Source organism: Caballeronia sp. LZ028, assembly GCF_031451415.1.
GTDB lineage: Bacteria > Pseudomonadota > Gammaproteobacteria > Burkholderiales > Burkholderiaceae > Caballeronia > Caballeronia zhejiangensis.
Window position 1 is genome coordinate 655,165 of the sequence record NZ_JARUXN010000001.1, and the last position, 20,620, is coordinate 675,784.

Sequence of the window (20,620 nt, forward strand, 5' to 3'; positions counted from 1 at the left end):
CCATCGGCGAATTAGAGATAGCGGCGGCCGACAATGTCGCCTGCCGACAACATGAAGCGCGCCCGGCGCGCGCCGGGCGTCATGGATCACTGCGCGCTGGCAGTGGTTGCCGCGCCCATTGGCGGACACGGCAGCACCGGCGCCGCGGCGGGTTTGGAACTGGCGCCGCTCTTGCCCTTCGCGGATGCCGAAGGCGCGCTCGCCGTCGCGTGCGGCAAGGAACCGAGGCTGCGCACACCTGCGGAGATCGCGGCGGCGAGTTCGTCGACCGCCTTGCGATGGCCGTCGACGAGCGCGTCGTAACCGGAGCCGACGCGTTCCTGCGCGAGCGTCCGGCATGTCAGCACCGTATCGGATCCGGCGGCGCGCACGCTCCACACGGCGTCGATCACCGCTTGCGCGCCCGGCCACGATTCGAAGCGCTGCACGTTCACCTTCACGCGATATACCGGCACCGATTCCGGATGCGGCGTGCCGTAGACGTCGATCGCACCGAGCTGCTGCGTGAGATCGGCGGAGAGTGCGCGCCGCACTTCGTCGCCCGGCAGCGATGCCCAGCGCTCCTCTTCGAGCACGCGCACCTGCGCGGGACTCGTCTGCACCACCAACTGATTCTTCGCGACCTGCTGCGGCATGTCGACGGGCGCAAGCTCGAAATAGAACGAAGCCTGCGTCGACGGCACGGGCCGCGCGTCGCCGCCGCCGAGCGTGTAGAAACGGCTCGTCGGCGAGGCGCAGGCAGCGAGCATCGCCGCTGCGCTCAGAGTCAACATCAACGAGCCGAACTTCATGGTTTATCTCCCGATTTTCCGCGCAAGAGCGATTCCGGATGGCGCTCCAGATAATCCGCGAGCGAGTTGAGCGATTGCAGCGTGCGCGTGAGTTCCTGCAGCGCCTGATGCACGTCCGACTGAAGCGGCGAATCCGACTGCAACGTCGATTGCGCCTGACCGAACGTCTGCTTGGCCTGCGTGAGCGTGTCGCGCATTTCCGGCAGGACTTCCTTGTCCATCTTGTCGAAGAGCGCGTTGGCGTTCTTGAGCGAGCCGTTCAGATTCGTGCCGATCTCGTCGAACGGAATCTTGTCGATCTTGCGCGCGATGTCGGCGATCTGCAGCTGCAGCTCGTCGAGCGTGTTCGGCACGGTCGGCAGTTCGATCGGATCGTTGCCAACGCTGACCTTCGCGGGCGGCGCTTTCGGGAAGAAGTCGAGCGCGACATACAACTGGCTCGTCAGCAGGTTGCCGGTGCGCAACTGTCCGCGCAGCCCGCGCTTCACGAGCAGTTGCAGCATGTCCTGGCTCGCCACCGAACCTTGCTCCGGCAGCGCCTGACGCGCGCGCTTGCCGAGGCGATCCGGGTAGAGGTCGATCGTGACCGGCATCATGAACGAATGCGACTTCTGATCGTATTGCACGCCGATCCCCGTGACCTGCCCCAGCACGATGCCGCGGAAATCGACCGGCGCGCCGACCGACAGGCCGCGCAGCGACTGATTGAAGTTCATCACGACGTGCACGGCCTCGCCGTCCGGATCGCGCATCGCGTCGGACTGATCGCCGGCCAGGCGGAAGGTCGCGTTGTTTTGCGCCTGCGGGCCGGATTGCTGGTTCGGCGGCGTCTGGAACGCGATGCCGCCGAGCACGACCGTTGCGAGCGATTGCGTGTTGAGCGTGAAGCCGCTCGAATCGAGCCGCAGATCGACGCCGCTCGCATGCCACCAGCGCGAGTTGGTGCCGACGTACTGATCGTAAGGCGCGGTGACGAATACCTGCAGCGTGACGCCGGTGCCGTCCTTGTCGAGCGAGAACGCGACGACCTGGCCGACCTGCACGCGCCGGTAATAGACGGGCGAGCCGATATCGAGCGAGCCGAGCGATTCGCCGTGCAGCGTGAAGGTATGGCCTTTCTGATCGCCGGTGACGGCGGGTGGCGTTTCGAGCCCGACGAAATAAGTCTCATCGTCGGTCGACTTGCCCGCATCGACGCCGATATACGCGCCGGACAAAAGCGTCGACAGGCCGGTCACGCCGCTTGCCGCAACGCGCGGACGCACGATCCAGAAGCGCGTGTCCTTGACGGCGAAATCGGTGGCTTCCTTGGTGAGCTGCACGTCGACGAGCACGCGCGCGTGATCCTTCGACAGCGTGATCGTCTTCACCGTGCCGATATCCACGTCCTTGAACTTCACTTTCGTCTTGCCGGGCTCGAGGCCTTCCGCGGAAACGAAGCTGATCGTCACGGTCGGTCCGCGGCTCGACACCGTCTTCACGACGAGAATCACGCCGATCAGCGCCGCGACGAGCGGAATCACCCACACGAGCGAGGGCAGCCAGCGGCTGCGCGGCTCGATCACGGGTTCGGGGAGGTTCGGCGGGAGGCCGCCCTTGTCCCCGTTACCGCTGCCGGCGTTGCTGGCGGGCGGCGCGGGCTGCTTCGGGTCGTTCGGACCTTGGGCACTAGTCATGTTTCTTTCCTGACGGTTCGATGTTGTCCCACATGAGGCGCGGGTCGAATTGCATGGACGCGATCATCGTCAGCACGACCACCGACGCGAACGCGAGCGCGCCCGGTCCCGGCGTGATGACGGCGAGCGATTTGAAGCGCACGAGCGCGATGGTGAGCGTGATGACGAAGACGTCGAGCATCGACCAGCGCCCGATGCCCTCGACGATGCGAAAGAGCGTCGTGCGCTGACGCGGCTGCCATGTGGAGCGCCGCTGCACGCTGATGGTAAGAAAGGCGAGCGTGACGAGCTTGAGCATCGGCACGAGAATGCTGGCGATGAAAATCACCGCCGCGAGCGGATAGTCGCCGTCGTTCCAGAAGAGCGCGACACCGCTCATGATGGTGTCGTCCTCGGAACCGAGAATCGACGACGTATGCATGATCGGAAAGAGGTTCGCCGGAATGTAGAGAATCGCCGCGCTGATGAGCAGTGCCCACGTACGCGCGATGCTGTCCGGATGACGCCGGTGCACGACGGCGTCGCAGCGCGTGCAGCGCTGTTTCTCGACGGTGTGCGCGAGCGGCTGCACGAGTCCGCACGCATGACACGACACGACATTCGCGTGCGACGCCGTGATGAACTGCGTTTCGCGCGCCGCTTCGCCGGTTTTCGGATCGATGGAATCGCTCACGATTTTTGCCTCGCCGTGGTTGTGACGCGCTTCGATTCGAGCGGACGGAGCCTTGCCGCGATGTCCCACAACGCGCGCGGATCGAAGCTCACGACGACGGCGAACATGAGCGTCAGCGCGCCGAACGCGAAGAGCGCCGCTTCGGGAATCACGCGCGCGATGCTCACCATCTTCACGAGCGTGACGAGCACGCCGAGCATGAAGACTTCGATCATGCCCCACGGACGCACGAGCTGAATGCCCCGCAGGATTGCGTTGAAGCCAGGCGGCACGTAACCGGAACGCAGCGGAAGCAGCACGTAGAGCAGGGCAACGAGTTCGCACAACGGAAACAGGATGGTCGAGCAGAAGACGAGCACCGCCATGATTTCCATCTGTTCGTTCCACAACGCGACGATCGCGCCGATGAGCGTCGTCTCCGACGTGAGGCCGTTCGCCTCCAGCTCGACGATGGGAAAGCCTTGCGCGATCAGGAACGTGAAGAGCGCGGCGAGCGTCATCGCCGAGATCTTGTCGAGGTTCGACGAGATGCTTCGATAGAGCAGCGATCCGCAGCGAGGGCATTTCGCCGAGGTGCGTCGAGGCAATGCACGTTTATGGAAGAGCGCGTCGCATTCGTGACACGCGATCAGGTCATCGGATTCGTTCGCGTTCATTCGCGTTCATGGTCGAGGCCCGAGGCTTGTCGAGCGTATTGGTCGGGCGCCGCGAGACCGGCTCCGACCGGGCATAGCAAACGGCGGGCCAGCGAGATTGGTAGCAGCATGGTATCAAATGGCGCGGGGCGGGCGAATTTGGACAGAACGCTTCTTTACAAGCGGAATTAAACTGCCTGGCCGCCCGTTAATACGTCGATGCCGGAATCGGTCGCGGTTCGCGCCTTCATCGACCGTTGCACGCATGGAATAGTTCGTTGCATGGGCGGCACACGAGGCTCGCCGAGCCGGCTCGAAAGCCCGCAAAGCCGCGTCGGGACTGGGTTTGCCGGTTCGGCGCGGGCCTTTTTGCGCGCGCTGGCAATTCGTTATCGTTGAGGTAGCATGGCGGCCTTGAACACTTGTCGTCAGGCGGCGGCAGGCCGTGCGACATCGAACACTTGGGTGAGAGCAATATGGAAAGCACCGCTGGCATCACGGCGAGCGCGCCGGCGCAACGATACAGCGCCACGGCGATCGGCCTGCACTGGCTGATCGCGTTGTTGATCGTGGGCGGCTTCTGGCTCGGCTGGATCATGACGGACATTCCGGGCTTCACGCCGACGAAGCTCAAATACTTCTCGTGGCACAAGTGGATCGGCGTAACGGTGTTCGCGCTCGCGCTGCTGCGCGTCGTCTGGCGCGCCACGCACCAGGCGCCGTCGATGCCCGATGGCATGCCGCGCTGGCAACAGGGCGCGGCGCATCTCACGCATATTCTGCTTTACGCGCTGATGCTCGTCATTCCCGTGTCGGGTTATCTGTACAGCTCGGCGGCCGGCATTCAGGTCGTGTATCTCGGCGTGCTGCCGCTGCCGACGATCATCGGACCGGACAAGGCGCTGAAGGCGACGCTGCGCATCGTGCACATCGCGTTGAACTACACGTTGCTGTTCTTCGTCGTGATGCACGTTCTGGCTGCGCTGAAGCATCATTTCGTCGATCGCGACGGCCTGCTCGGCCGCATGCTGCCGTTTCTCAGATGAACGCGTGTCATTGTTTCCCCGCCGTTGGCAAGGCGTTTCCCGGCGGCTGATTGTGATCGCGTACTTATGATTTCCAATACCGGTTTGTTCGTTCGAACCGTTTGAATAGGGCACACATGAAAGTGAAACTCAACCGTTGGATGGCAGCCGCTGCTTCGTTCGCGATGATCGCGGGCGCGCATGCGCAGGTAGACATGAGCAAGAGCACGGTGACAGCCACGTCGAAGCAGATGAACGTGCCCACCGACGGCAAGTTCAACAAGTTCAGCGCGCAGATTGCGTTCGATCCGGCGAAGCCGACGGCGGGCTCGGCGAACATCACGATCGACACCGGCAGCTACGACCTCGGCGACGACGATTACAACAAGCAGGTGCGCGGCGCGGAATGGTTCGACGCGGGCAAGTATCCGAGCGCGACGTTCGTCTCCAGCGCGATCGCCCCGGCGGGCGGCAACAAGTACAACGTGACCGGCAAGATCACGATCAAGGGCAAGTCGCAGACGGTCACGGTGCCGGTGACGGTCACGCAGCAGGGCGCGACGGAAACCTTCGACGGCGCGCTGCCGATCAAGCGCACCCAGTTCGATGTCGGAACGGGCGAATGGAAAGATACGTCGATCGTCGCGGACGACGTCGTCATCAAGTTTCACATCGTTGCCGCGAAGAAGTGAGCGGCGTTTTTGTCACACACGACGCATAGTCAGCGTATCTGGTTAGTCAGGAGAAGAACTTGAAAAAGCTTTCGATCATTGCCGCGAGCGCGCTCGCATTGGGACTGTCGTTCGGCGCCTCGGTGAGCGCATTCGCCGCCGACACGTACAAGCTCGACCCGAACCACACTTATCCGAGCTTCGAGGCGGACCACTTCGGTGGCGTGTCGACGTGGCGCGGCAAGTTCAACAAGAGCAGCGGTGAAGTCACGCTCGACCGCGCGGCGAAGACCGGCACGGTGAACGTGACGATCGACATCGCTTCGGTCAACACCGGCAATGCGAAGCTGGACGAGCATCTGCAAAAGGCCGAGTTCTTCGACGTCGCGAAGTATCCGACAGCCGAGTACAAGGGCACGTCGATCAAATTCGACGGCGACAAGCCTTCCGAAGTGATCGGCACGTTGACGATGCACGGCGTGACGAAGCCGATGAACCTGAAGATCGAGAGCTTCAAGTGCTTCATGAACCCGATGATGAAGAAGGAAGTGTGCGGCGTCGAAGCGACGGCGACCTTCGATCGCGGCGACTTCGGGATGGATTACGGCAAGTCGTACGGTTTCAGCCTGACGACGGTGCTGCATATTCAGGCTGAGGGCGTGAAGCAGTAACTCGCGCTCCATTTCTGCTTCGAGAAGGCTTCGCGTGTCATGCGCGAAGCCTTTTTTGTGGATCGAGTTTTGGGTTTGGCAACGTCGCCGATCGATTCTCATACGAAAACACCCAGCCGAGCGGACCGACATTCGGTTTTCACTCGCCACACAATATGCACCGCTATATCAGCGAGGCGGAATTGATCGAACTGCTTCAGATCGCGCATCCGAGCACGATTTCGGGGCGGGCCATGATCGCGCTATATGGCAACTATGTTGGCACCCGTAACGTCGCGACGGCGCAGATCCTGTATGCCCGCATGCGGGAGACGGTAAGCGCGGAACATATCAGGGATACGTTGACTGACTGCGGCTTTTCCGCCGCGGTGTCGCAACTGTGCATCTCATTTTGCGAAGATCGATTGCGCGAGGCGGCGCGATGGGCGGAGGCTCCTGAGCGCTTCATCGCCTGAAATGAAAACGGGCCTGTCCGCGAAGACAGGCCCGGTCGTTCTTATCGGCTCGACGTATTTCACGCATCGCTTCGATACTCGGGGAAAGACGTTTCCTCACGAACCCAATGTGCGGACGACAGCGACATCGCATGAGAAAAGTAAATGGTTGTTCTCTCTGTCGACTGCAGGCAGCGGAAACGCGGCATGGTATGGCGCGCTAGAACTTCGTCCGAAAAGACGTGGTTGAACTCGGGATTGCTCAGGTCGGCGGACAGCGCCGTCGCGAACGGCAAGGTGAACGCCATCGAAGCGCTCATTCCGCCCGTGGCGTGAATGTCCTTGAATAAAGCATGCGGTAGGTACTCGTATTTCTCCGAACGGGAAATAAGGATGCCGCAATGTTTTGAGATCCTGAAGTCGTAGCCGCTATCGAGTTCGGCGACGCAGGTTTCGATGTGATTGGTGAGATAGATGTCGTCGTGATCCATCCAGAAAAAATGAGTGCAGTCCTCCTGGATGAGATGATTCAACGGAATCCGATACCAGTCGTTTTGGGGAATGCTCTGGGGCGTGTACATCCATACTACGGGCGCGCCGAGATCCATGACGCACCATGCGTAGTTGTCTCCGGCTCCGTTCTGATGCACGCAAATGATATCCGGGCGTCGCGTTTGGGCGAGCAATTGCAGGACACAACTCCGTAGCAATTCCGGGCGATTGTAAGTCGGGATGAAAATCCCGATTTTGCTTTTCTGTGAGGACGACATAACGTACGGTTGGAACGGACTGATTTGCTCGGCAGCGCATCGCGTGCGGATTCGAGCCTAGTCGAAGTCGAGGTTGTCTTTTGTTCTTGCGTCGAAATTTGATGAAATTCAGGAGCCGGAAAAGCAAACGGGCCAGTCACGATGACTGGCCCGTTTTGGTTTCAGCTTTCAGTGCGCCGCAACGCTCAAACCTGCGCACCCGCATTCGGATCGTTCGGATCGTACTTGTCTTTCTTGTCCTTCACGAGATCCTCGCGCTTCACGCCGAACCACATCGCGAGCGCCGCCGCGACGAACACCGACGAGTAAATGCCGAACAGAATACCGACGGTCAGCGCCAGCGCGAAGTAATGCAGCGTCGGGCCGCCGAAGAAGAACATCGACAGCACCATCATTTCCGTACAGCCGTGGGTGATGATGGTTCGCGACATCGTGCTCGTGATCGCGTGGTCGATCACTTCCTTCACGCTCATCTTGCGTTGCTTGCGGAACGTTTCGCGGATCCGGTCGAAGATAACCACCGACTCGTTCACCGAATAGCCGAGCACCGCGAGAATCGCCGCCAGAACGGACAGCGAGAACTCCCACTGGAAATAGGCGAAGAAGCCGAGAATGATGACCACGTCGTGCAGGTTCGCGATGATGCCCGCGACCGCGTACTTCCACTCGAAGCGGAACGACAGGTAAATCACGATGCCGATAACCACGCACGCGAGCGCGAGCAGGCCGTTCGTCACGAGTTCCTTGCCGACCTGCGGACCGACGAACTCGACGCGCTGCAGCTTCACGGCAGCGTTGTCGGCCTTGAGCGCGGTCATCACCTGATCGCTTTGCTGCGCGGACGTCAAACCCTGCTTGAGCGGCAGACGGATCAACACGTCCTGCGACGTGCCGAAGTTCTGCACCTGCGCGTCGGGATAGCCGAGCTTCGACATCGACGCGCGCACCGGTTCGAGTTGCGCGGCTTGCGGATACTGCACCTCGACGACCGTGCCGCCGGTGAATTCCACCGACAGATGCAGCCCGCGATGCACGAGGAAAAATACGGCCACGAGGAACGTCACGAGCGAAATCACGTTGAAAATCAACGCGCGCTCCATGAACGGCAAATCGCGGCGAATGCGGAAGAATTCCATTGTCTATTGCTCCGGACTCAGCGGATTCAGCGGGACTCGCCCGGTTTCTGTTGATCGATGCCGGGGCCCGAACGACGGCGCACCGTCGGCTTGCCCGTGCGCGCCGGCGCTTGTTCGGTCTGGCGCGGCGCGGCCACTGCGGTCTTCGTCTTGCCCTTGGCCGTTTTCACGATTTCGTCGACGGGCGATTCATCGCCGCGTTGCGCCGCGAGATAAGCCGCCGCGGCCGCTTCGGCATTCGTGCCTTCCGGACGCCACACCTGACCGATCGCGAGCGACTTCAGCTTCTTCTTGCCGCCGTACCACAGGTTCACGAGGCCGCGCGAGAAGAACACCGCCGAGAACATCGACGTCAGAATGCCGATACAGTGCACCACCGCGAAGCCGCGCACCGGACCCGAACCGAACGCGAGCAGCGCGAGGCCGGCGATCAGTGTCGTGACGTTCGAGTCGAGAATCGTCGCCCACGCGTGCTTGAAGCCTTCCTGAATCGCGGTCTGCGGCGGCGCGCCGTTACGCAGTTCCTCGCGGATACGTTCGTTGATCAGCACGTTCGCGTCGATCGCCATACCGAGCGCGAGCGCGATAGCCGCGATACCCGGCAAGGTCAGCGTAGCCTGAAGCAACGACAGCACGGCGACGAGCAGCAGCAGGTTCACCGACAGCGCCAGCATGGAGAACACGCCGAAGAGCAGGTAGTACGCGATCATGAAGACGGCGATCGCGGCGAAACCGTACGTGACCGAATCGAAGCCCTTCTTGATGTTGTCCGCGCCGAGGCTCGGGCCGACCGTGCGTTCCTCGATGATGTCCATCGGCGCGGCGAGCGAACCCGCGCGCAGGAGCAGCGCGAGATCGGTTGCGGCTTGCGGCGTCGGCTGGCCGGTGATCGAGAAGCGGTCGCCGAGTTCGGACTGAATGGTCGCGACCGTCAGCACTTCGCCCTTGCCCTTTTCGAACAGCACCATCGCCATCGGCTTGCCGATGTTGTCGCGCGACACGGACGACACCGCGCGTCCGCCCGCAGAATCCAGACGGATATTGACCGAAGGTCGTTGATGGTCGTCGAAGCCCGCGGACGCGTCGATGATGCGGTCGCCGGTGAAGATCACCTGCTTGCGCAGCAGCACGATGCGATCGCCCTGCTTGAACGCTTCGTCGCCGGGCGGCACCGCGTCGTTCGGGCCGATATAGGTGTTGACCGGATCCGCGAGACGCGCTTCGAGCGTCGCCGTGCGGCCGATGATGTCCTTCGCCTTCGCCGTGTCCTGCACGCCCGGCAGCTCGACCACGATGCGGTCGGAGCCTTGCTGCTGGATCACCGGCTCCGCGACGCCGAGTTCGTTCACGCGGTTATGCAGCGTGGTGATGTTCTGCTTGAGCGCGCTGTCCTCGACGACTTTCTGCGCGGCGGGCGAGAACGTGCCGACGACCTGAAAGCCATCACCGCCCTGGCGCGTCGTCCATTGCAGTTCGGACACGCCCGTCTGGAGCAGCGTGCGGGCGTTGTCCGCGCCCGCCTGATCCGAGAAACTCACGACGACCGATTGCCCGACCCGGTTCACGCCGCCATCGCGGATATTGCGGTCGCGCAGATAGGTGCGCGCATCGGCGGCGTCGGAGTCGAGCTTCTTGTTGAGCGCGCCGGCCATGTCGACCTGCAGCAGGAAGTGCACGCCGCCGCGCAGATCGAGACCGAGGTACATCGGCAGTGCGTGCAGGGCCGTCAGCCAGCGCGGCGAGGCGCTCTGCAGATTCAGCGCGACGATGTACTGCGGATCGCTCGGATCGGTGTTCAGCGCCTTCGAAAGCAGATCCTTCACATGCAGCTGCGTGTCCGTGTCTTTCAGACGCACGCGGATGTTCGCGTTCAGCTGCGAATTGTCGAAGGTGACTTCGTCGGCCTTGATGTTGCTCGCGGCGAGCGCGGCTTCGACGTTCGAAAGCGTGGTCGAGTCGAGCTTGACCGTCGCCTTGCCGCTCGATACCTGAACTGCGGGCGCTTCGCCGAAGAAGTTGGGGAGCGTGTACACGAGGCCGATGACGAGCGCCACCAGCATCACGACATACTTCCAGAGGGGATAACGATTCATGGGAATGGCCGACCGGAAAGTTGGCTTCGGAGGAGAGGGCGTCCGGCGATATGCGCGACGAGCCGGTCTGAAGACCCGGATGGCTCGGTGAGCGAGGCCGCGCCGGACGCGGTGGAACGAGTGGCCTTACAGCGACTTGATCGTGCCCTTCGGGAGAATGGTCGTCACTGCCGCCTTCTGGATGGTGATTTCCGTGCCTTCGGCGATTTCCACGCCGACGTAGGCGTCCGTCACCTTCGTGATCTTGCCGACGATGCCGCCATTCGTCACCACTTCGTCGCCCTTGGCCATGGCGGCGAGCATGTTGCGATGCTCCTTCTGACGCTTCATCTGCGGACGGATCATGATGAAGTACAGCACCGCGAACATCAGGATCAGCGGCAGGAAGCTCATCAGGCTCGATTCCGCGCCACCGGTTGCGCCTTGTGCAAAGGCATTGGAAATGAACGACACGTTGGTCTCTCCGTTGTTACATCGAAATAATTGACTGGAAGTCAGCCCGGCATTCTACCACCCGCACCTGCCCGAAAATGCCCGAATGCGCTTTGCCATCAAGCCGTTACGGACGATTCGCGGGCCTTATCGCAAGCAGTAGAAAGCAGATTGTAAAGCTTGGCGCAACGAAGCCGCGCGTTTTCAATCCACGCCGCGCGCGCGATTCTCCGCGAACGTCTTGCGAAACGCCTCGAACGTATGATTTTCGATCGATTCGCGCACTTCGCCAATGAGTTGCAGGTAATAGTGCAGGTTGTGAATCGTGTTCAATTGCGCGCCGAGAATCTCGCCGACGCGATGCAGATGATGCAGATAGCCGCGCGTGAAGTTCCGGCACGTGTAGCAGCCGCAGGATTCGTCGAGCGGCTTCATTGAGTTCTTGTGCGTCGCGTTCTTGATCTTCAGATCGCCGAAACGCGTGAAGAGCCAGCCGTTGCGCGCGTTGCGCGTGGGCATCACGCAGTCGAACATGTCGACGCCCGCCGCGACGCCCGCGACGAGATCCTCCGGCGTGCCGACGCCCATCAGGTAATGCGGCTTGTCGGCGGGCAGCTTCGGGCCGATGTGATTCAGCACGCGCATCATGTCTTCCTTCGGCTCGCCGACCGACAGCCCGCCGATCGCGAGGCCGTGGAAACCGATGTCCGAGAGGCCTGCGAGCGATTCGTCGCGCAGGTCTTCGAACATGCCGCCCTGCACGATGCCGAAGAGCGCGTTCGGATTGCCTAGCCGGTTGAACTCGTCGATGGAGCGCTTCGCCCAGCGCATCGACATGCGCATGGAATCGGCGGCGTCCTTGTGCGAGGTGGGAATGCCATTGGTCGAGTAGGGCGTGCATTCGTCGAACTGCATGACGATGTCGGAGTTCAGCACCTTCTGAATCTGCATCGATACTTCCGGCGACAGGAAGAGTTTGTCGCCATTGATCGGCGACGCGAACGTGACGCCATCTTCGGTGATCTTGCGCAGATCGCCGAGCGAAAATACCTGGAAGCCGCCGGAGTCAGTCAAGATCGGCCGGTTCCATCCCATGAACTTGTGCAGGCCGCCGTGCGCGCCGATCACTTCGAGACCGGGACGCAGCCACAAATGGAATGTGTTGCCGAGGATGATCTGCGCGCGGATTTCTTCGAGTTCGCGCGGCTGGATTGCCTTGACGGTGCCGTAAGTGCCGACCGGCATGAAGATCGGCGTTTCGACAACGCCGTGATTGAGCGTCAGACGGCCACGGCGCGCCTGGCCATCGGTCGTCAGCAGTTCGAACTTGAGCCCGTTGTCGGGCGGAGTGTGGGTTGCGGTCATTTGAGTTCCTGCCACTGGAAAACAGTCCAGCGCATCGGTTGAGAAAACTAGTCGCGGCGAGTCAGAAGCATTGCGTCGCCGTAGCTGAAGAAACGGTACTTTTGCTCGATTGCGTGACGATATGCATCGCGAATCGTATCCATGCCGGCGAACGCGGAGACGAGCATCAGCAGCGTCGACTTCGGCAGATGGAAATTCGTCACGAGCCGGTCGACGACGCGAAACGCGTAGCCCGGCGTGATGAAGATATCGGTTTCGGCCTGCGTCGCCGAGAGCGGGCGGTTCGCTTGCGCGGCGTCGCGCGCGGCGGCTTCGAGCGCGCGCATCGACGTCGTGCCGACCGCGACCACCTTGTTGCCGCGCGCCTTCACCGCCGCGATGCGATCGACGAGCGATTGCGGCAGGTCGTACCACTCGCTATGCATCTTGTGCTCCGCGATGTTCTCGACGCGCACCGGCTGGAACGTGCCCGCGCCGACGTGCAGCGTCAGCGTCGCGCGCTCGAGGCCGCGTTTTTCGAGTTCGGCGAACAGCGCGTCGTCGAAGTGCAGGCCGGCGGTCGGCGCGGCGACCGCGCCCGGATTTGCCGCATAAACGGTCTGATAGCGCGTTTCGTCGTAGGCGTCGGCGTCGTGCTCGATGTACGGCGGCAGCGGCAAGCGCCCGTATTGCTCGATGAGCGTCAGGCATTCGGCAGGGAAGTGCAGCGTGTAGAACGGCTCGACGCGTTCGCCGACGGTCACGTCGAACGCATCCGCGAGGCGGATCGTCGTGCCTTCGGCCGGGCTCTTGCTCGCGCGGATCTGCGCGAGCGCCGTGGTCGCGCCGGTCAGCCGCTCGACCAGCACCTCGACGCGCCCGCCGCTGGCCTTCTGGCCTGGAAAGCGCGCCTTCAGGACTTTGGTATCGTTGAACACCAGCAGATCGCCGGGTGCGAGCAGGTTCGGCAGCTCGGAGAATCGGCGGTCGACGAGCGCGCCATCGGACACCTCGAGCAGACGGCTCGCGCTGCGCTCGGCGAGCGCGTTCTGCGCGATCAGCTCGGGCGGCAGATTAAAATCGAAATCGGAAAGCGTGAACATGGCTTGAACCTAGCGCGAACGGGCGCGAACGAAGTGCAATCGCGCCGAACAAACCTCATATTGTACTTGCGAAGAGAGTCAATGCCCTTGTCCGACCGCCGCGCCGCCGCCACGACCGATCCGCTGACCCTGGAGGAAAGGGACGCGCCGCGTGCCGCCGCGCCGGCGAAAAAGAAGGCGAAAGCGGACGAAAAGCCGAAAACCGTCGTCAAGACGGCGGACAAGCTCGCCAAGCTCGGCCTGAAATCCGACATCGATCTCGTCCTTCATCTGCCGATGCGCTATGAGGACGAAACGCAGATCACGCCCATCGGCGAGCTGATTCCGGGCGACATCGCGCAGACCGAAGGCGTCGTTTTCGACAACGAGATCGCGTATCGGCCGCGCCGTCAGTTGCTCGTGAAAATCCACGACGATTCCGGCGACGAACTCACGCTGCGCTTTCTCAACTTCTACGGCTCGCAGGTCAAGCAAATGGCGATCGGCGTGCGTCTGCGCGTACGCGGCGATGTGCGCGGCGGCTTTTTCGGGCTGGAGATGGTGCATCCGGCGGTACGTCCCGTCGATGACGACACGCCGCTGCCGCAAGCGCTGACGCCGGTTTATCCGTCGACGGCGGGAATTTCGCAGGCGTATTTGCGCAAGGCGATCGACAACGCGATCACGCGGGTCGATCTGCCCGAACTGCTGCCGGCGCCGATCGCGAAAGCGCATTTGCAGCCGCTCAACGTGCCCGGTCTGCTCGACGCCGTGAAGACGCTCCATCATCCGCGCGCCGATTCCGACGAAACCGCGCTGATCGACGGCACGCATCCGGCGTGGACGCGCATCAAGTTCGAGGAACTGCTCGCGCAGCAGTTGTCGCTCAAGCGCGCGCACGAAGAGCGCCGCACGCGCGCCGCGCCCGCGATGCCGCGCCGTGCGCCGGACGACGACGCGTCGCTCGTCGTGCGTCTGTTGCGCGCGCTGCCGTTCGCGCTGACTGGCGCGCAGCAGCGCGTGGTCGCGGAAATCGCGGGCGAACTGACGCTCGCGCATCCGATGCAGCGTCTGCTTCAGGGCGATGTCGGCAGCGGCAAGACGATCGTCGCGGCACTCGCGGCGGCGCAGGCCATCGACGCGGGTTATCAGGCCGCGCTCATGGCGCCGACCGAAATTCTCGCGGAGCAGCACGCGCGCAAGCTGCGCGGCTGGCTAGAGCCGCTCGGGGTCACGGTCGCGTGGCTCGCGGGCAGTCTCAAGGCGAAGGACAAGCGTTCCGCGCTCGAAGCAGCGGCGCTCGGCACGGCGAAACTCGTCATCGGCACGCACGCGATCATTCAGGACGCGGTCGAATTCGCGCGCCTCGGGCTCGTGATCGTCGACGAGCAGCATCGCTTCGGCGTCGCGCAGCGGCTCGCGTTGCGCGCGAAGGCGCTGAACGCGGCTGACGGAAAAGCCGATTTCCAGCCGCATCAACTGATGATGTCCGCGACGCCGATCCCGCGCACGCTCGCCATGACGTACTACGCCGATCTCGATGTCTCGACCATCGACGAACTGCCGCCCGGCCGCACGCCGATTCTCACCAAAGTGGTGTCCGACGGACGGCGCGACGAGATCATCGGCCGCGTGCGCGAGGCGGCGCTGACCGGAAGGCAAGTGTATTGGGTCTGTCCGCTGATCGAAGAAAGCGAGACACTTCAGCTTCAGACGGCCGTTGAAACTTACGAGACGCTCGTCGCCGCGCTGCCGGAACTGCGCGTCGGGCTGGTTCATGGCCGGCTCGCACCCGCCGAAAAAGCCGCCGTGATGGACGCGTTCTCGCGCAACGAAGTGCAATTGCTCGTCGCGACGACGGTGATCGAAGTCGGCGTGGACGTGCCGAACGCATCGCTGATGGTGATCGAGCATGCCGAGCGCTTCGGCCTCGCGCAGTTGCATCAGTTGCGCGGACGCGTGGGGCGGGGCAGCGCGGCGTCCATCTGCGTGCTGATGTACTCGAATCCGTTGTCGCAGACGGCGCGTGCGCGGCTGCAAACGATGCGCGAAACGACCGATGGCTTCGAGATCGCCCGGCGCGACCTGGAAATTCGCGGTCCCGGCGAGTTTCTCGGCGCGCGGCAATCGGGCGAAGCGATGCTGCGATTCGCGAGTCTTGAAAACGACGGCTGGCTGATCGAACCGGCGCGCGCCGCCGCCGATCAGATGCTTGCGCAGTTTCCCGACGCCGTCACGCGCCATCTGGCGCGCTGGCTCGGCGCGCGGGAGCACTATTTGAAGGCTTGACTGAACTCGCGCGGGCCATGTCGGTCCCTATTTAACCTGCGCGGACCGGCGAATCGGCAAAAGTTGTCGAACGGCAGCCGGCGGGTGTATAACTCAAACCTATCGAATCAATGTATTTCATTGGCCTCCAATGACCCTCACCGAATTGAAGTACATCGTCGCGGTCGCGCGTGAACGGCATTTCGGCCGCGCGGCCGAGGCGTGCTTCGTCAGCCAGCCGACCTTGTCGGTGGCAATCAAGAAGCTCGAAGACGAACTGAACGTGCAGATCTTCGAGCGCGGCACGAGCGAAGTCAGCGTAACGCCGATCGGCGAGCAGATCGTGACGCAGGCGCAGCGCGTGCTCGAACAGACGCTCGCCATCAAGGAAATCGCCAAGCAGGGCAAGGATCCGCTCGTCGGACCGCTGCGTCTGGGCGTGATCTATACGATCGGACCGTACCTTCTGCCGACGCTCGTCAAGCAGATGATCAAGTCCGTTCCGCAGATGCCGCTCATGCTCCAGGAGAACTACACGCTCAAACTGATCGAGCTTCTGAAGCAAGGCGAAATCGATGTCGCGATCATGGCGCTGCCGTTCCCTGAAACCGGCCTGATGGTGCGCGCGCTCTACGACGAGCCGTTCGTCGTCGCGATGCCGTCGGGGCACGCGTGGGAGAACCGTGCGAAGATCGATCCGGACGATCTCAAGCAGGAAACCATGCTGCTGCTCGGCAGCGGCCATTGCTTCCGCGATCACGTCCTCGGCGTGTGCCCGGAACTGATGCGCTTCTCGCAGAACGCGGACGGCATCCAGAAGACGTTCGAAGGCTCGTCGCTGGAAACGATCCGTCATATGGTCGCGAGCGGCGTCGGCATTACCGTGTTGCCGCGCATGTCGGTGAGCGAGGTGAAGCCGCACGCGGCGGGCATCGATTCGGGTCTGCTCAGCTACGTACCGTTCGACGAACCCGTGCCGGACCGGCGCGTCGTGCTCGCGTGGCGCAAGAGCTTCACGCGCATGCCCGCGATCGACGCCATCTGCGACGCAATCGCCAATTGCGATCTGCCGGGCGTGAAAAAGCTCGATATGCCGGTCGCCGTGAACTGACTCGGCTGTCCCCACGAAACGCCGCGCTCTGGCAACGGAGCGCGGCGTTTTCTTTTTTGCGGTAGCGCGCGCAAGCGAAACCGGCACTTCGCTTGATCTATCGCATATATAAATTTAATCGAATTATAAAAACCGATAGCTTGCGTTACGATGCTTCTCAGATGACGACACAGAGAGGATTTCATGACCGCCGCGACCTTCTTCGACCGCTGGAGTGACCTTCGCCAGATGGCGGTCTCGATCCTCGCCGATTTCGCAAGCGCCGCATGACGCGCGGCCGATCCGCATTCATCTCACGCCGAACCTCAAAAACAGGAGCATCACGATGACGACTCAACGACTCACGACCGCAGCAGGCGCACCCGTCGGCGACAACCAGAACTCGCAGACCGCAGGTCCGCGCGGACCGGTCACGCTGCAAGACTTCTGGCTCGTCGAAAAGCTCGCGCACTTCGACCGCGAAGTGATTCCCGAGCGCCGCGTGCACGCGAAGGGCTCGGGCGCTTTCGGCACGTTCCGCGTCACCCACGATATCTCGCGCTACACGAAGGCGAAGCTGTTCGCCGACATCGGCAAGGAAACGCCGATCTTCATGCGCTTTTCCACGGTCGCGGGCGAGCGCGGCGCCGCGGACGCCGAACGCGACGTGCGCGGCTTCTCGATCAAGTTCTACACGGAAGAGGGCAACTGGGACGTCGTCGGCAACAACACGCCGGTGTTTTTCATCCGCGATCCGCTGAAGTTTCCCGACTTCATCCACACGCAAAAGCGCGATCCGTACACGAATATGCGCAGCAATGTCGCGGCGTGGGACTTCTGGTCGCGTCATCCGGAATCGCTGCATCAGGTGACGATTCTCATGAGCGACCGCGGCATCCCGAAGAACTACCGTCAAATGCACGGCTTCGGATCGCACACGTTCTCGTTCATCAATGCCGACGGTGAGCGCTTCTATGTGAAGTTCCATTTCAAGTCGCAGCAGCCGCTCGAGAACTATACCGACGCCGAAGCCGCCGCCGTGATCGCCGCCGATCGCGAGAGCGCGCAGCGCGATCTCGTCGACAACATCGACAAAGGCAATTTCCCGCGCTGGAATTTCCGCATTCAGGTGATGACGGAAGACGAGGCTGCGAAGTCGAAGGTGAATCCGTTCGACATCACGAAAGTGTGGTCGCACAAGGACTATCCGCTGATCGACGTCGGCGTGATCGAGCTGAATCGCAATGCGCAGAACTACTTCGCGGACGTCGAGCAGGCCGCCTTCACGCCGGCGAACGTGGTGCCGGGCATTGGCTTCTCGCCGGACCGGCTGTTGCAGGGGCGTCTTTTCTCCTATGGCGACACGCAGCGCTATCGGCTCGGCGTCAACCATCATCAGATTCCGGTGAATGCGCCGCGTACGCCGGTCGCGAACACGTTTCATCGCGATGGCGCGATGCGGACCGACGGCAACCTCGGCGGCCGCGTGAACTACGAGCCGAACCGTTACGGCGAATTCGCGCAGGACGTGAACGCAAACGAGCCGCCGCAAGCGGGCGGGATGGTGCATCGCTACGACCATCGCGAGGACGACGATTACTACAGCCAGCCGGCAGCGCTTTTCAGACTCTTCGACGAAGCCCAGCGCGAACGCTTCTTCGGCAACATCGCGCGGCACATTCATGGCGTGCCGAACGAGATCGTCGCGCGGCAGATCGGGCATTTCCGCCGTATCGATCCGGCGTATGCGCAAGGCGTGATCGATGCGCTCGCGAAGCTCGGGCAGACGATCGAAGAGCAGGACACCGCAGCCGTCTGACGGCGGCGCTTTCGGAAACACGGGAGAACACATCATGTCTCAGGCGTTGCATCACATCGCACAGGCCGTCGAGCAGATCGACGCAACGAGCGTTCGGGCATCGCGCGGCGTGCGCGTCGCGATCGCGTTCGGGATCGTCGCGGCGGGATACGGGCTGATCGTCGCGGGCGGTGTCGCGGGCGCGTGATAGCGTCGCCGTGCAATGAATCGTTCCCCGTTTATACGATAAACTGTCGAACGCTCGAAACGCCGCGCGGCAAGCTCTTGCGCGCGGCGTTCGCACCTTTCGAATCAACTCTCTCTCGGAGTCATCATGGCGAAGAAAGGCATTGCACCCGCCGTCAATATCGGCATCAGCGACAAAGACCGCAAGAAGATCGCCGACGGGCTGTCCCGCCTGCTGGCCGACACGTACACGCTGTATCTGAAGACCCACAACTTTCACTGGAACGTCACGGGTCCGATGTTCAACACGCTGCATCTGATGTTCGAGACCCAGTACAACGAACTGGCGCTCGCCGTCGATTCGATCGCCGAACGCATTCGCGCACTGGGCGTGCACGCGCCGGGCAGCTACAAGGACTTCGCGAAGCTGTCGTCGATTCCGGAAGCGGACGGCGTGCCGGCCGCCGAAGACATGATCCGCCAACTCGTGGAAGGCCAGGAAGCCGTCGTCCGCACCGCGCGCGAGATCTTCCCGGCGACGGAAGCCGCGAACGACGAGCCGACCGCCGACCTGCTCACGCAACGCATGCAGACGCACGAGAAGACCGCGTGGATGCTGCGCGCGATGCTGGCCTGAAGCGCTCGGCCTCGACATGACGAAACCCCGCTTTCACGCGGGGTTTTTGCTTTTCGGGCTGATCTAAAATAGCTCGTCGTGAATCTCGCTCCCAGGGTCCGCCATGTTCGCCCGTTTTCCGCTCTACATGCGCCTCGTGCGCCTCGACAAGCCTATCGGCAGCCTGCTGCTCTTGTGGCCGACGCTCAATGCGTTGTGGATCGCGTCGAGCGGCCATCCGTCGCCGATGCTGCTCGTCATTTTCATCGTCGGCACGATATTGATGCGCTCGGCGGGCTGCGCGATCAACGACTACGCGGATCGCGATTTCGACCGCTACGTGAAGCGCACGGCGGAGCGGCCGATCACATCGGGCAAGATCAAGGCGTGGGAAGCCGTGGCGCTCGCGGCGGCGCTCTCGCTCGTCGCGTTCCTGCTGATCCTGCCGCTCAACACGCTCACGAAGGAACTGTCGGTGTTCGCGCTGTTCGTGGCGGGTTCGTATCCGTTCACCAAGCGTTTCTTCGCGATCCCGCAGGCGTATCTGGGCATCGCGTTCGGCTTCGGCATTCCGATGGCCTTCGCCGCCGTGCAGAACCAGGTGCCGATGCTCGCGTGGATCATGCTCGCGGCGAACGTGTTTTGGTCGGTCGCGTACGACACCGAATACGCGATGGTCGATCGCGACGACGACATCAAGATCGGCATTCGCACGTCCGCGCTCACCTTCGGGCGATACGACGTGCTTGCCGTCATGCTCTGCTACGCGATAACGCTCGCGATTTACGTGGGCATCGGCGTCGCGCTGGGCTTCGGCTGGCTCTACTGGCTCGGCTGGCTCGCAGCGGCGGGCTGCGCGGTTTATCACTACGGGCTGATCCGCAATCGTGAGCGCATGGCGTGCTTCGCCGCGTTCAGGCATAACAACTGGCTCGGCGGGATGTTGTTTGCCGGGATTGCGTTGCAGTATGCACTGTCGAACTGATCCCGTTCGCATGGATCGGGTGCCGCAACGTGTGCAACGCACGTTGCGACATCGCGCCGCCCGCTGTTTTATTCCGGCCTGCGAAATGGTCTGAGAACGACAAATTTGTTCACATTGAAGTCTCGCGGTCTTATCTTTTGATAAGTTCGCCAGGTTGGGCAACTAGCTAATCCTTTGGGCGCGTCTGAAAGACGCGTTATACACCGCCCGGCAATTCGATTGCGAACGCGCCGGCCTTCCTTCG

General features: G+C 62.4%; 20 protein-coding genes. 10 read left to right on the top strand and 10 right to left on the bottom strand.

Annotation, left to right across the window (positions count from 1 at the left end; all coding sequences use genetic code 11):
• Positions 1–86 precede the first annotated feature (86 nt).
• From QCE58_RS03150 to QCE58_RS03165, 4 genes are read right to left on the bottom strand one after another with little or no spacing between them, the layout of a single operon-like run.
• Positions 87–791 carry a PqiC family protein gene (locus QCE58_RS03150; RefSeq protein ID WP_008351532.1) on the bottom strand — a complete coding sequence of 235 codons (705 nt, stop codon included), beginning with the start codon at positions 789–791 and terminating at the stop codon, positions 87–89.
• A complete protein-coding gene (locus tag QCE58_RS03155; protein ID WP_250518049.1) occupies positions 788–2,467 on the bottom strand; it encodes an intermembrane transport protein PqiB in 1,680 nt (559 codons plus the stop codon). Before QCE58_RS03155 ends, QCE58_RS03150 begins: the two co-directional genes overlap by 4 nt.
• Positions 2,460–3,140: a paraquat-inducible protein A gene (locus QCE58_RS03160; RefSeq protein ID WP_008351528.1), complete on the bottom strand. Its 681-nt coding sequence runs from the start codon at positions 3,138–3,140 to the stop codon at positions 2,460–2,462. Before QCE58_RS03160 ends, QCE58_RS03155 begins: the two co-directional genes overlap by 8 nt.
• The gene (locus tag QCE58_RS03165) at positions 3,137–3,796 is read right to left on the bottom strand and encodes a paraquat-inducible protein A (RefSeq protein ID WP_250456598.1); all 660 of its coding nucleotides are present in this window, start codon (positions 3,794–3,796) and stop codon (positions 3,137–3,139) included. Before QCE58_RS03165 ends, QCE58_RS03160 begins: the two co-directional genes overlap by 4 nt.
• Positions 3,797–4,251: 455 nt before the next feature.
• Between QCE58_RS03165 and QCE58_RS03170 the strand changes: the two genes are divergently transcribed.
• From QCE58_RS03170 to QCE58_RS03185, 4 genes are all read left to right on the top strand, one after another.
• Complete coding sequence (locus tag QCE58_RS03170; protein WP_008351524.1) at positions 4,252–4,821, top strand: cytochrome b; 570 nt, start codon at positions 4,252–4,254, stop codon at positions 4,819–4,821.
• Positions 4,822–4,937: 116 nt separating this feature from the next.
• A complete protein-coding gene (locus tag QCE58_RS03175; RefSeq protein ID WP_008351522.1) occupies positions 4,938–5,492 on the top strand; it encodes a YceI family protein in 555 nt (184 codons plus the stop codon).
• Between the two features lie 59 nt (positions 5,493–5,551).
• The gene (locus tag QCE58_RS03180) at positions 5,552–6,142 is read left to right on the top strand and encodes a YceI family protein (protein WP_008351520.1); all 591 of its coding nucleotides are present in this window, start codon (positions 5,552–5,554) and stop codon (positions 6,140–6,142) included.
• Between the two features lie 155 nt (positions 6,143–6,297).
• The gene (locus QCE58_RS03185) at positions 6,298–6,597 is read left to right on the top strand and encodes a hypothetical protein (protein WP_250480272.1); all 300 of its coding nucleotides are present in this window, start codon (positions 6,298–6,300) and stop codon (positions 6,595–6,597) included.
• 59 nt (positions 6,598–6,656) lie between these two features.
• Here the strand turns inward: QCE58_RS03185 and QCE58_RS03190 are convergent, their stop codons facing one another.
• From QCE58_RS03190 to queA, 6 genes are all read right to left on the bottom strand, one after another.
• Positions 6,657–7,184, bottom strand: a complete 528-nt coding sequence (locus QCE58_RS03190) for a hypothetical protein (RefSeq protein ID WP_008351515.1) — start codon at positions 7,182–7,184, stop codon at positions 6,657–6,659.
• A 347-nt stretch (positions 7,185–7,531) separates the two neighbouring features.
• Positions 7,532–8,482: a protein translocase subunit SecF gene (secF, locus tag QCE58_RS03195; RefSeq protein ID WP_008351514.1), complete on the bottom strand. Its 951-nt coding sequence runs from the start codon at positions 8,480–8,482 to the stop codon at positions 7,532–7,534.
• 26 nt (positions 8,483–8,508) lie between these two features.
• The gene (gene secD, locus QCE58_RS03200; protein ID WP_008351512.1) at positions 8,509–10,575 is read right to left on the bottom strand and encodes a protein translocase subunit SecD; all 2,067 of its coding nucleotides are present in this window, start codon (positions 10,573–10,575) and stop codon (positions 8,509–8,511) included.
• A 126-nt stretch (positions 10,576–10,701) separates the two neighbouring features.
• Positions 10,702–11,028 (bottom strand): preprotein translocase subunit YajC, encoded by a 327-nt coding sequence (gene yajC, locus QCE58_RS03205; protein WP_008351510.1) that lies wholly within the window; start codon positions 11,026–11,028, stop codon positions 10,702–10,704.
• 183 nt (positions 11,029–11,211) lie between these two features.
• Entirely contained in the window at positions 11,212–12,372 is a 1,161-nt protein-coding gene (tgt, locus tag QCE58_RS03210) for a tRNA guanosine(34) transglycosylase Tgt (protein ID WP_034470631.1), read from the bottom strand.
• A 47-nt stretch (positions 12,373–12,419) separates the two neighbouring features.
• On the bottom strand, positions 12,420–13,454 hold the full coding sequence (gene queA, locus QCE58_RS03215; protein WP_250501715.1) for a tRNA preQ1(34) S-adenosylmethionine ribosyltransferase-isomerase QueA: 1,035 nt from the start codon (positions 13,452–13,454) through the stop codon (positions 12,420–12,422).
• Positions 13,455–13,535: 81 nt separating this feature from the next.
• Here queA and recG point away from each other — a divergent pair, with 81 nt between their 5' ends.
• The 6 genes from recG to ubiA all read left to right on the top strand — a co-directional run bounded on the left by recG (position 13,536) and on the right by ubiA (position 20,376).
• Positions 13,536–15,722, top strand: coding sequence for an ATP-dependent DNA helicase RecG (gene recG / locus QCE58_RS03220; RefSeq protein ID WP_034470637.1), 2,187 nt, complete (start codon positions 13,536–13,538; stop codon positions 15,720–15,722).
• A gap of 130 nt (positions 15,723–15,852) precedes the next feature.
• A complete protein-coding gene (locus tag QCE58_RS03225; protein WP_008351503.1) occupies positions 15,853–16,812 on the top strand; it encodes a hydrogen peroxide-inducible genes activator in 960 nt (319 codons plus the stop codon).
• A gap of 325 nt (positions 16,813–17,137) precedes the next feature.
• Positions 17,138–18,610, top strand: coding sequence for a catalase (locus QCE58_RS03230; protein ID WP_250520926.1), 1,473 nt, complete (start codon positions 17,138–17,140; stop codon positions 18,608–18,610).
• Positions 18,611–18,644: 34 nt separating this feature from the next.
• Positions 18,645–18,797, top strand: coding sequence for a hypothetical protein (locus tag QCE58_RS03235; protein WP_160172877.1), 153 nt, complete (start codon positions 18,645–18,647; stop codon positions 18,795–18,797).
• Positions 18,798–18,923: 126 nt separating this feature from the next.
• Positions 18,924–19,412, top strand: a complete 489-nt coding sequence (locus QCE58_RS03240; protein ID WP_008351500.1) for a Dps family protein — start codon at positions 18,924–18,926, stop codon at positions 19,410–19,412.
• Between the two features lie 103 nt (positions 19,413–19,515).
• The gene (ubiA, locus tag QCE58_RS03245) at positions 19,516–20,376 is read left to right on the top strand and encodes a 4-hydroxybenzoate octaprenyltransferase (RefSeq protein WP_250501717.1); all 861 of its coding nucleotides are present in this window, start codon (positions 19,516–19,518) and stop codon (positions 20,374–20,376) included.
• The last annotated feature ends 244 nt before the right edge of the window (positions 20,377–20,620 follow it).